Here is an 11195-nt window from a genome sequence, read left to right on the forward strand (position 1 = left end):
TATGACGCCTTTAAAAAGATTATACAGCATGCTCGAATTGGATCGCAAAGACGTGATGCAGATTTTTGCGTATGCGATAATTGCCGGTCTGATTTCGCTTTCTTTGCCGCTTGGTATTCAGAGCATCATCAATTTTTTACAATCGGGTCGCGTAAGTGCTTCGCTGGTCGTATTGATTATAATTGTAGTAATTGGCGTGGCTTTGGGCGGCCTCATGTCGCTGATGCAATTGCGTATTACCGAGAATTTGCAGCAAAAGATCTTTATTCGTTCGTCGTTCGAATTTGCGGCGCGCTTGCCAAAAATCAAGTTCACTGAAATATATAAAATTTACCCACCGGAGTTAGCTAACCGCTTTTTTGATACGTTAGCCATTCAGAAAGGTATTTCAAAACTCTTGCTCGACTTTTCCGCAGCCATTTTGCAAATTACCTTTGGTATGATCTTACTCTCGTTGTATCATCCGTACTTTTTATTGTTTGGCATTTTATTGTCGCTCCTACTCTATTTAATCTTTAAGTTTTCATACAAGCGCGGTTTAAACACATCGATGTACGAATCGAAATACAAGTATAAAGTTGCTGGTTGGTTGCAAGAAATTGCTCGAAACAACTATAGTTTCAAGAAGTACCAGCACTTTTGCTTTGCGATGGAAAAAAACGATAAACTCACTGATGAGTATCTCATGTATCGCGAAAAGCACTTTAAAGTTATTCAATCGCAGTACAGTCAACTTATTGTTTTTAAAATCATTATCACGGCAGGTTTGTTGTTGGTGGGCGGATATTTGGTTATGAACAGGCAAATGAACATCGGGCAGTTTGTGGCAGCTGAGATCATTATTCTTCTTGTTATTAGTTCGGTAGAGAAGATTGTGATTGGATTGGAGACTTTTTACGATGTACTCACTTCCGTGGAAAAAATCGGACAGGTTACCGATATGGAAATGGAAGAGCAACAACGAAATGAAGTGAGCGCCTGTTATACCGAGATTCAGTTACAAGCTGAGGACATGGATTTCCGTTTCCCGGGAACGGATGTCGACACGCTTCGCGACATAAATTTACAGATTAATCAGGGTGAGAAAATTTTCTTGGAAGGAAATAACGGCTCGGGGAAAACCACTTTGATACGCGTATTGGCGGGTATTTTACGACCAACGGGAGGCGCTTTATTTATCAACGATGATACTTATAAGAAAATCGATTTGCAACAATACCGAAATAGTATTGAGACGATAGTACAACGCGAGACGTTTTTTGAAGGTTCCATTTTAGAGAACATTACTTTTAGAGATAAAGACATTAAAGAAGACGATCTGAAATACGCCATCGAAGCCGTAAAATTGAAAGACTTAATTAAGTCGCTACCCGACGGTTTAGATACCATGCTTATTCCCGATGGAAAGCAATTCTCTTCTTCGAATGCGCAGAAAATTCTGATTGCAAGAAGTATCGTTCGCAAGCCATTGGTGTTGTTTTATGAAGATCCGACTGATACGATGGACGAGCCGATTGCCAAGGAAATCATCGATTTTATTATGGATAAGAAAAACCGTTGGACTGTTATCGTTACTTCGAAAAATCAGTATTGGAAGTCGAAAGCAACTCGTGTAGTTTCCATGTCAAAAGGTGAAATCATTAACGATCAAAAATTAGTTTAAGATGCTGAATTTATCTAAAGAAAACTCCGTATATATTCCACAGGCAGAGCGATTTAAGACAGTTCGCAGCTTGGAAAACCGTCCGCATTATAAAATTCTGAATCGTTTCATGGCGATCTTCGGAATCATCCTAATCATTTTCATGTTTTTGCCCTGGACGCAAAACATTTCCGGAACGGGTTCTGTAACGACCTTGAGACCGGGACAACGTCCGCAAACCATTCATACAACCATTGCCGGACGTATTGAGAAATGGTATGTGCAAGAAGGCCAATTTGTTAAAAAAGGCGATACTATTGTGTATCTCAGCGAGGTTAAAGAAGATTATTTGGATCCGAACCTAGTGGAAAACACGAAGAATCAACGCGATGCCAAGAAATCGGCGGCAGCTTCTTACGGGCAAAAAGTAGTTGCGCTTGAAGGTCAGAAAGGCGCAATCTTAAGAGAGTTAAAACTCAAAACAGAACAAGCGCGTAACAAAGTACTGCAAGCAAAACTAAAAATCAAAAGCGACAGTACCGATTTAGTTGCTACAAAAACGCTGTTGCGCATTGCAAACACGCAGTACAATCGAGCAGTTACCTTAAATAAAGACGGACTAAAACCTGTTACAGATGTCGAAGAAAAGCGTTTGAAACAGCAGGAAATGGAAGCTAAAATCATCACGATTGAAAATAAATATTTGGCGTCTAAAAATGAACTGATAAATGCTATTGTCGAATTAGATCGTCTGGAATCCGAATACGCGGAAAAGATTGCTAAGGTTGAAAGCGACCAGTTTACGGCAAAAAGTAGTCAGTTTGACACCGAGGCGCAAGTTAACAAACTCGACAATCAGTACGTTAATTACAACATTCGAAACGGCATGTATTACATTTTAGCTCCGCAGGACGGCTATGTAAACCGCGCATTGCAGTCGGGTGTTGGCGAAATTATAAAAGAAGGAACTCCGGTGGTAAGTATCATGCCGCAAAATTTCGAAATTGCTGTTGAAACTTTTGTTTCGCCAATCGATTTACCCTTGATTAAACGCGGTGAAAAAGTTCGTGTTTGGTTTGACGGATGGCCTACAATTGTATTTTCGGGCTGGCCCGACATGTCTTACGGAACTTTTGGTGGTACTGTTGTAGCTATTGAAAATTTCATTAGCGAAAACGGCAAATACCGAGTGCTTATTGCTCCGGATAATACCGACCAGCAGTGGCCTACGCAATTAGCTATTGGTTCGGGAGCGCAAACCATTGCCTTATTGGAAACGGTGCCGGTTTGGTTTGAAATTTGGCGACGCCTCAACGGATTCCCGCCTAATTACTACAAAGGTGCTAGCTCTGATATTAAGTCGAATTCTTCAACTCCGAAAAAAGACGGTAAATAATGAAAGTACGACTGTTACTGCTTGCTTTAATCGGACAGCTTTCCTTCGCGCAGGATAATCCCAAAATCATGTCGTTTGAGGAGTACATGGGATTTGTACGCAAGTTTCATCCTTTGGTGAAAAGTGCTGATTTAGAAATATCTGCTGCACAAGCTGCTTTAATGACGGCACGCGGCGCTTTTGATCCGGTTTTGGAAGCCGATTTCGAGCGCAAAGATTTTAAAGGAAGTACCTATTACAATGTTTTCAACGGAACGTTTAAAATTCCGACTTGGTACGGAATCGAAATTAAAGCCGGAATCGACGACAATAACGGACAGTATTTAAACCCGCAAAACCTAGTTCCGGCAACAGGTTTGGGCAACGTAGGCATATCGATTCCGATTGCACAAGATTTGTTTATCAATAAGCGAATGGCCGACTTACGGAAAGCGAAGCTACAACAAACCTTGAGTCGCGCCGACCGAAATTTGATGGCTACCGCAGTCTTGTATGAGGCTGCCGAAGCCTATTTTAGCTGGCAACGTCAGTACCGCGAATACGAACTTTATCAGGAATTTGCCAAAAATGCTAAAATTCGTTTAGACGGTATCAAAATTTTGATTCAGGAAGGCGATAAACCAGTTATCGATAGTACGGAAGCGCGAATCGTGGTAGTGAATCGAAATTTATCTTTAGAAGATTCCAATCTAAAACTAATTAAAGCCCGATTAGAACTGAGTAATTTCCTTTGGATTGAAAACAATGTACCCTTAGAACTGGCTGAAGATATGATTCCGGAACCTGATACAGAACAACGTATTTCGGAAGTCTTACAAACCAATGAAATGATTACCAGTAATGTTGATTTAAATCAACATCCAAAAGTTCAGGCACTCGAAACTAAAGTAAAAATGCTGGAAATTGAGCGTCGTTTGGCTGCAAACCGACTATTACCAAGGGCAGACTTTGGCTACAGTTACTTGTTTCAGCCCGATTCATTCGATGCCTCTCGACGATTCGACGATTATAAAGTAGGATTTAACTTTTACTTTCCAATATTTATAAGGAAAGAACGCGGAAACTTACAACGCGCAAAGCTTGCTCTAACGGATGCTAATTTATCTTTGAAGTTTGAGACGCGGCAGTTAGAAAACAAAATTCAAGCCGCACAAACAGAAATTGTTTCCCTTGAAAAACAAGCCTCATTAATGCGGGAACTTGTTCGAGATACCGGAACGATGCTTAATGCGGAAACCCGTTTATTTGAGGCGGGAGAAAGTTCATTATTCCTTTTGAATACTCGCGAGAACACGCTAATTAGTAGTCGCTTGTCAGAAATCGCGGTTAGAAACAGACTGCTTTCCGCGCACGCTAAGTTGTTTGAAACGCTGGCTAATCCAGATTAATACATCCCTGTACCTGAACGGCGCTGTCTCGATGCATTGATTCCAAAAATTTTATAAATCAAACAGATTTTAAAAATAGCAGTCAAAACCAAGTAAACACTAGCAACATACAAAACAATTTGTACAGCAAAATTATCCGCAATATTGAAATAAGCGCAGAGAATTAAAGCAGCTGCAAGAATAGAGCGTCTCCACTGAGATCCTGAACTTAGGTTTGCTTTCATTGTGTTGGGTTGGTTAATTGGGGAACCGCTCCAAAAATAGAAACAAATATTAACAATCAGACTATTAAAAAGAAAAAAACTAAATTTCTTTTGGTCCTGTCCACGATGAAAAGCCACCAAGAAGATTGTAGGTTTCAGTAAATCCAAGCGCTTCCATTATATCACAAGCTTGTGCACTTCTGCCGCCAGACTTGCAATATACAAAGTACGGACGCGTTTTATCTAACGACTCCAAGGCAGAAATAAACTCCTGACCTCCATAAATATCAAAATGAATCATTTCTGGAATATAACCCTCGGCTACTTCTTCGGCTGTGCGTACGTCGATAATTTGCGGATTTGTAGATTCTGAAAGCTTTGCTTGCCAGTCTGATTGATTGAGATGAGCTACCATAAAATTAATTTAACGAAAATTTAGCGTACCAAAAGTAAACAATCTAATTTAGGTTTATACATTTGTACCTACAAATATTGTATATGCAAGAGTTAACGCAACAAGCTAGTAAAATTCAAAATCAGGACAAGCGACTGATTGTGAATACGATGCGTCTTGCAAATGCGTTTTACGAATCTTTGGCAACTAAGTTTAAATCGTTCGATTTGTCTGCAGAACAATTTAATGTCTTGCGAATCCTACGTGGGCAACAAGGAAAACCTGCCAACATGTGCCTGATTCAAGAACGAATGATTTCCAAAACAAGTAATACGACGCGCTTAGTCGATAAACTGTTGGCAAAAGAACTCGTTACTCGTACCGTTTGCGAGGAAAATCGACGTAAAATAGAAGTGTGTATCACCGCTAAAGGACTCGAACTTCTCGAGCAAATAGATCCGATACTCGCGCAAAAAGAAGCCGAATTGCTCTCAAAGCTCAGTTCAAGCGATAAAGAGCATTTCGCAAACCAAATTGAACATATTTTAAACCATCTTAATACTTAATTTTAACAATGAAAACAATCAAATTATTGGCTTTAAGCCTATTCGCATTCGCTACAGCAACAACCGTTGCACAATCTAAAAAAGTTGATGTAAAAGCAAGTACCGTTTCTTGGGTTGGAAAAAAAGTTACGGGTTCACACTCAGGCGATGTTAGCTTGAAAGAAGGAACACTTATCTTCAAAGGTTCAAAAGTAGTTGGCGGTAACTTTACGGTTGACATGACGTCGATCACAGTAACCGACTTAAAGCCTGGTCAAGGTAAAGAAAACTTGGAAGGTCACTTGAAAAACGAAGATTTCTTCGGTGTAGAGAAATTCCCAACGGCTAAATTGGTTTTCAAATCAATCGGCGAGAAATCTGCTGGCGTTTATTCTGTAACTGCTGACTTAACGATCAAAGGAATCACAAATTCAGTGAACTTCGAATTGAAAGTTGCTAACGGTACAGCTACGGCAAACTTTAACGTAGACCGTACTAAATACGATATCAAATACGGTTCAGGAAGCTTCTTCAGCAACTTAGGCGATAAAACAATCAACGACGAGTTTGAATTAAGCGCGAAGTTGAAATACTAATTCTTGATGTTTGTCCAAAAGAGCCGGTTTTCGAAAGGAAATCGGCTTTTTTATTTTTTGGGCGGCATCTCGCGCCTTTCATTGCAATACAGCCTAACCGCGGTAGTTCAGGCACGCTTTTGTAACAGCTTCCGCTGGTCGCTGCTCCAAAACCGCCCTCACATACCGCGGTTACGGCTCTATTTTCATTGCAGTCACGGCCGCGAAAATCGTTACCAATCAACGAATCATCTTAACCTCTGTGGAAATCAAATACCTGCTGTTTTCGAACTTTAGAAAAAATATGCGGAAAACCCGTAACCATATGTCAATTTTTTTTCAAAACTTCGCCTCGATGGGGGCGGGTGGGATGGGGAGCGATTCCCACGTACGAAATTCCCGGAAATAAATTTTACGGAAAAACCGTATTTTTCAGAGATTTCGAGATTTCGAGATTTCGAGATTTCGAGATTGAAAGATTGAAAGATTGAAAGATTGAAAGATTGAAAGATTTAACCTTCGACAGGCTCAGACTCCGACGAAACGTGGGTTCAGGCGGGCAAAATGATACGATAAGTGGTGAACGTCGCGATCCCGATAGCTATCGGGACTAGCTTCTCGTGTCTAGCTTCTAACTTCTAAAAAACTTACTCCTTCGATAGGCTCAGGCTACGACGATACGTGGGTTCAGGCGGGCAAAATGATACGATAAGTGGTGAACGTCGCAATCCCGATAGCTATCGGGACTAGCTTCTATTTTCTAGCGTCTCAAAAGAATCTTCCGCCTTCGATACGCTGACTTCGACAAGATCACGCACCAGCTGTTAATCGCACAGAAAACGCCGAAGCTCACATAATTTTGTGGAATGTTTGGCCGGTGAGGAAAACACAGAACGTATCAAACCGCCTGAAAAATGGCACCGCCCTTCAAAACGCCCAAGCACCAATTTCTCGGTAACGATTTTCGCAGCCCGGATAGAGGCGACATCCTTTTAATGGAGCAACGCGGAATAAAAAGATACAGCCGAAAGCCGGAAATGCTGCCCAAATAAAAAAGATCTGAAAGCAGCATTTAACACCTCACGCTCCGACGATACGTGGGTTCAGGCGGGCAAAATGATACGATAAGTGGTGAACGTCGCCAAGTCTTAATACTTAATACTCCAATCTTAATACTTCAAAAAAACTCTTGGCGAACTTTGCGGTTGAGCCTTCGATACGCCGACTTCGACAAGCTCAAGTACCAGCTTTTAATCGCACAGAAAACGGCGAATCTGCTGCAAATTTGCTTTCATAAATTGACTAAAGTGGTCAACCTATTTTAGGGACGTACAAAACCAGCCCCCCCCTACTCTTTATTCAATTTAGCTACATAATAGACGGGAATCCCTAAGGCAACAATAAGTAAACCTAATCCGGTATTAAGTGTGTCTTGAACCAGCAAAATAATGCAAATCAGCAGCGTACAAGCCATGTAAAGCGCAGGAATTACTGGGTATCCAAACGCTTTGTACGGACGTTCGGTGTGTGGCTCTTTACGTCGTAAAACGAAAATGCCTGCAATAGTCAGAATATAAAAAAGCAGTGAAGCAAAAGTAGCGTACGTAAGTAAATCGCCGTATTTGCCGGATAAACACAATACACAAGCCCACAAACATTGAAACCACAACGCTTTTGCTGGCACTTGATTTTCGTTTAATTCAGCGGCTTTATTAAAAAACAAACGTTCTTTTGCCATCGCATAAAACAAGCGTCCGCCGGCTAAAATCAAACCGCTGTTACAACCAAACGTCGATATCATAATCAGTGCAGCCATTAAAAATACACCACTATTTCCGAGTACCACACTAGCAGCAGCAGCTCCTACCCGATCTTCGGCAGCAAACTGAATTCCGGCACCTGTTACCGTTTGTGCGTCGGGCACGCCAGATAAAGGAAGCAGTGCCAAATATGCCACATTCGCCAAAACATAAATGACAGTAACGATGGTAGTTCCAAGAAATAAACTGCGCGGAATATTTCTTTTCGGATCTTTAATTTCGGCGGCAATAAACGTAACGTTGTTCCAGGCATCGCTCGAAAAAAGCGAATTAATAATAGTTGCACCAGCAGCTCCTAAAAGCGCAAAACCACTTAAACCGGTGATGCTCAAAGTACCGTCTGGATTCACAACCGATTTCTTGGCTTCCCACATATGTTCAAAATTCTGCGAAAGCACGTCGGTTTGTGTTCCAAAATACAAGCCGCAAGCAATTAATCCGAACAAGGCTACTAATTTGGCAGAAGTAAATATGAGTTGTATCCACTTTCCGTTTTCTACACCTCTATTGTTTATGAAGGTTAGCAAAACAATCGTGAACATAGCTAAAAACGTTTTTCCGTTAAGGATAAAAAGTCCGGTGTCAAGCAGTGTTTCGTCGAGCTGCGGAAAGAAAACCGCCGTATATTTTGCAAAAGCAACGGCCACAGCAGCAATAACGCCGGTTTGGATTACGGTAAAGACAGTCCATCCGTATAAAAAAGCCGTTAGTTTTCCGTACGCGCGCTGAATATAAACAAACTGACCGCCCGCAGTTGGCATCATTCCAGCGAGTTCTCCGTAGGATAAAGCGGCAGTCATCGTTAAAAATCCGGTCAGTACCCACAGTAAAATGATGTATCCCGCCGAACCCACATCGCGAGCCATCGCCGAGGTAACGATAAAGATTCCGCTACCAATCATGGAGCCTGCAACGATACTGGTTGCATCAAGTAATCCTAAACTGCGTTTTAATTGTTCTGCCATTAATGTGTATTTTTAGCTTCGTTCCAATATACATCCATTTCTGCGAGTGTCATTTCGCTAAGCGACTTTCCTGTCTCGGCAGCGCGACGCTCCAGATGTTGAAAACGGTGAATAAATTTTTTGTTTGTCCGTTCGAGCGCATCTTCGGGATTGATATTTAAGAAACGTGCGTAGTTAATCATCGAAAAAAGAACGTCCCCAAATTCGGCTTCCATTTTCGCCTGATCACCTCGATGTACTTCTTGTTGTAATTCAGCAAGCTCTTCCTGCACTTTTTCCCAAACTTGCTCGGGTTTTTCCCAATCAAAACCGACACCTTTTGCTTTATCTTGAATGCGAGATGCCTTTACCAATGCGGGAAGCGATTTCGGCACGCCTTCTAAAACCGATTTTTTCCCTTCTTTCAGTTTTAACTTTTCCCAATTTTGTTTTACCTCTTCCTCGTCTGCCACCTGAACATCACCGTAAATATGCGGATGCCGATGAATGAGCTTGTCGCAAATTTCATTGCACACATCTGCAATATCAAAGGCGTGCTCTTCACATCCTATTTTTGCGTAGAAAACAATGTGCAAGAGTAGATCGCCCAACTCTTTTTTGATTTCAGTAAGATCTCGATTGAGGATGGCATCACCTAATTCATAGGTCTCTTCGATGGTGAGATGCCGAAGCGACTCAAAGGTTTGTTTTTGATCCCATGGACAGCCGGCACGCAGCTCATCCATGATTGTTAATAAGCGTTCAAATGACTTTAGTTTGTCGGCAACCGAATTCATACCTGCAATTTTGCTAAAAGTATGAAATCTTGCTGAAGTATCGTGCGAAAGTCACTTTTGGGGAAAATTGACTTTTCTTTTTAGAAATAATGACTGCCTGCTGCGCTTTAAATAAAAAAATCTCGCTGCTTTGGACAACGAGATTCTTTAGATCTTTCATATTTTCACTTACTCGGCAGCAGTTTCTTCACTTGATTCTGAAGAATTTTCTTCGGCAGATGTTAAACCTTTCGCTTGTAAAATATTATACCAGTTAAAAACTTTTTTAATGTCTGAAAGATACACGCGCTCGCGGTCGTAATCTGGAACGATTTCTGCAAAATATGCAACCAAAACAGCTTCCGATTCTTTATGTGAAGGTGCTGGACCACCATTTTCTTTAGCAACAATCGCTTCAAAGATTTCTTTAAGCGGTTTTTCTTTACTGTCGGTATATACCGATATTTCCGATAGTAAGCTTACGTTATTGCGCAAACCTACAGTAACTTTTTTTCCATCAGTAAGCGATTCGGCAACGAATCCGCTACGAGTTTGCATTTTAAGTGCGAATAATCCTGGTTTTCCTGATATGGCTAATATTTTTTCTAAATTCATTTTTAAAAATTTGAGTGGCAAATATAAACGGATAATCGAATTTCAAGGTGGGCTTTGCCTTACTTTTTGAGTTTCGCGTAACGCATTCGGTATTCGGGACGTGTCTTACCAGTACGTATGTTTTCCAATTTATTCTTAATCAATTGTTTGCGCAATCCCGTTACACGATCGGTAAAGAGAATTCCTTCGATGTGATCGTACTCGTGTTGAATAACTCGCGCTGCTAGTCCGGTGAAACGTTCGGTTTGCAGCACAAAATTCTCGTCTTGAAAAGTCACCGTAATGTCGGGATGACGCCACACGTTTTCACGAACATCGGGAATCGACAAGCAACCTTCGTTAAATTCCCAAAGTTCACCAGTTTCTTCAATGATTTGTGGATTAATAAATACGCGTTTAAACGTGCTTAAAAACTTTCGTTCTTCCGGAGATTTAGCTTCATCGTCGGCAAAAGGAGCAGCATCGATTACGAATAGTCGCTTTGAAATACCGATTTGCGGCGCGGCTAATCCAACGCCGTATGCATTATACATAGTGTCGAACATGTTCTGAATCAGTTCTTTGAGATGCGGATAGCTGGCATCTAATGGTTCTGCTACTTCGCGCAAAACAGGATCTCCGTAAGCAACTATTGGTAATATCATGGTAATTCTCTTGCTTTTTCGACGGCAAAGGTAGTGAATTCGACTGGTTTTGCTAGTACTAGCATACTTCGTCGTACTGTTAAAAGCGTTTGTAAATTTACGTAAAGAACTACCGCTGTATAAAAGCGGATCAACGAGAAAAATAAATCAAAATTTACGGAAAAACCGTAAAATCGTTCCAACGAACTTCCGTACTGTCAGATAAGTGGTAGTTTACCACGGTTTTTTACAAACAACCACAAGCTACCAAATC

The 11195-nt window shown here is 41.1% G+C and carries 11 protein-coding genes; 5 read left to right on the forward strand and 6 right to left on the reverse strand.

Annotated features, from left to right (window positions below):
- Position 1: 1 nt before the first annotated feature.
- Genes Q0064_RS13660 through Q0064_RS13670 form a run of 3 tightly spaced genes read left to right on the forward strand, consistent with a single transcriptional unit; the run spans position 2 to position 4426 of the window.
- Positions 2-1663 (forward strand): ABC transporter ATP-binding protein, encoded by a 1662-nt coding sequence (locus Q0064_RS13660; protein WP_298148766.1) that lies wholly within the window; start codon positions 2-4, stop codon positions 1661-1663.
- 1 nt (position 1664) lies between these two features.
- Positions 1665-3038 (forward strand): HlyD family efflux transporter periplasmic adaptor subunit, encoded by a 1374-nt coding sequence (locus tag Q0064_RS13665; protein ID WP_298148767.1) that lies wholly within the window; start codon positions 1665-1667, stop codon positions 3036-3038.
- Positions 3038-4426: a TolC family protein gene (locus Q0064_RS13670; protein ID WP_298148768.1), complete on the forward strand. Its 1389-nt coding sequence runs from the start codon at positions 3038-3040 to the stop codon at positions 4424-4426. The genes Q0064_RS13665 and Q0064_RS13670 overlap by 1 nt, the downstream gene beginning before the upstream one ends.
- Here Q0064_RS13670 and Q0064_RS13675 read toward each other — a convergent pair.
- Both Q0064_RS13675 and Q0064_RS13680 read right to left on the reverse strand, forming a co-directional pair.
- A complete protein-coding gene (locus Q0064_RS13675) occupies positions 4423-4650 on the reverse strand; it encodes a DUF2892 domain-containing protein (RefSeq protein WP_298148769.1) in 228 nt (75 codons plus the stop codon). The genes Q0064_RS13670 and Q0064_RS13675 overlap by 4 nt on opposite strands.
- A gap of 79 nt (positions 4651-4729) precedes the next feature.
- On the reverse strand, positions 4730-5044 hold the full coding sequence (locus tag Q0064_RS13680; RefSeq protein WP_298148770.1) for a rhodanese-like domain-containing protein: 315 nt from the start codon (positions 5042-5044) through the stop codon (positions 4730-4732).
- 83 nt (positions 5045-5127) lie between these two features.
- Here Q0064_RS13680 and Q0064_RS13685 point away from each other — a divergent pair, with 83 nt between their 5' ends.
- The gene (locus tag Q0064_RS13685) at positions 5128-5589 is read left to right on the forward strand and encodes a MarR family transcriptional regulator (RefSeq protein ID WP_298148771.1); all 462 of its coding nucleotides are present in this window, start codon (positions 5128-5130) and stop codon (positions 5587-5589) included.
- 8 nt (positions 5590-5597) lie between these two features.
- The gene (locus tag Q0064_RS13690) at positions 5598-6164 is read left to right on the forward strand and encodes a YceI family protein (RefSeq protein ID WP_094486895.1); all 567 of its coding nucleotides are present in this window, start codon (positions 5598-5600) and stop codon (positions 6162-6164) included.
- 1327 nt (positions 6165-7491) lie between these two features.
- Here the strand turns inward: Q0064_RS13690 and Q0064_RS13695 are convergent.
- From Q0064_RS13695 to def, 4 genes are all read right to left on the reverse strand, one after another.
- Positions 7492-8928, reverse strand: coding sequence for an amino acid permease (locus Q0064_RS13695; RefSeq protein WP_298148772.1), 1437 nt, complete (start codon positions 8926-8928; stop codon positions 7492-7494).
- On the reverse strand, positions 8928-9704 hold the full coding sequence (mazG, locus tag Q0064_RS13700; RefSeq protein ID WP_298148773.1) for a nucleoside triphosphate pyrophosphohydrolase: 777 nt from the start codon (positions 9702-9704) through the stop codon (positions 8928-8930). The genes Q0064_RS13695 and mazG overlap by 1 nt, the downstream gene beginning before the upstream one ends.
- Before the next feature lie 168 nt (positions 9705-9872).
- Positions 9873-10298 (reverse strand): DUF5606 domain-containing protein, encoded by a 426-nt coding sequence (locus Q0064_RS13705; RefSeq protein ID WP_298148774.1) that lies wholly within the window; start codon positions 10296-10298, stop codon positions 9873-9875.
- Between the two features lie 59 nt (positions 10299-10357).
- Positions 10358-10942 carry a peptide deformylase gene (gene def / locus Q0064_RS13710; protein WP_094484860.1) on the reverse strand — a complete coding sequence of 195 codons (585 nt, stop codon included), beginning with the start codon at positions 10940-10942 and terminating at the stop codon, positions 10358-10360.
- Between the last annotated feature and the right edge of the window lie 253 nt (positions 10943-11195).

Source organism: Flavobacterium sp. (assembly GCF_027490375.1).
GTDB lineage: Bacteria > Bacteroidota > Bacteroidia > Flavobacteriales > Flavobacteriaceae > Flavobacterium.

Excerpts from the sequence above, each read along its gene's own strand:
- Q0064_RS13660 (WP_298148766.1), top strand. The coding sequence starts at position 2 with ATGACGCCTTTAAAAAGATTATACAGCATGCTCGAATTGGATCGCAAA.
- def (WP_094484860.1), bottom strand. The coding sequence starts at position 10,942 with ATGATATTACCAATAGTTGCTTACGGAGATCCTGTTTTGCGCGAAGTA.
- Q0064_RS13685 (WP_298148771.1), top strand. The coding sequence starts at position 5,128 with ATGCAAGAGTTAACGCAACAAGCTAGTAAAATTCAAAATCAGGACAAG.
- Q0064_RS13705 (WP_298148774.1), bottom strand. The coding sequence starts at position 10,298 with ATGAATTTAGAAAAAATATTAGCCATATCAGGAAAACCAGGATTATTC.
- Q0064_RS13675 (WP_298148769.1), bottom strand. The coding sequence starts at position 4,650 with ATGAAAGCAAACCTAAGTTCAGGATCTCAGTGGAGACGCTCTATTCTT.
- Q0064_RS13680 (WP_298148770.1), bottom strand. The coding sequence starts at position 5,044 with ATGGTAGCTCATCTCAATCAATCAGACTGGCAAGCAAAGCTTTCAGAA.
- mazG (WP_298148773.1), bottom strand. The coding sequence starts at position 9,704 with ATGAATTCGGTTGCCGACAAACTAAAGTCATTTGAACGCTTATTAACA.
- Q0064_RS13695 (WP_298148772.1), bottom strand. The coding sequence starts at position 8,928 with ATGGCAGAACAATTAAAACGCAGTTTAGGATTACTTGATGCAACCAGT.
- Q0064_RS13670 (WP_298148768.1), top strand. The coding sequence starts at position 3,038 with ATGAAAGTACGACTGTTACTGCTTGCTTTAATCGGACAGCTTTCCTTC.
- Q0064_RS13665 (WP_298148767.1), top strand. The coding sequence starts at position 1,665 with ATGCTGAATTTATCTAAAGAAAACTCCGTATATATTCCACAGGCAGAG.
- Q0064_RS13690 (WP_094486895.1), top strand. The coding sequence starts at position 5,598 with ATGAAAACAATCAAATTATTGGCTTTAAGCCTATTCGCATTCGCTACA.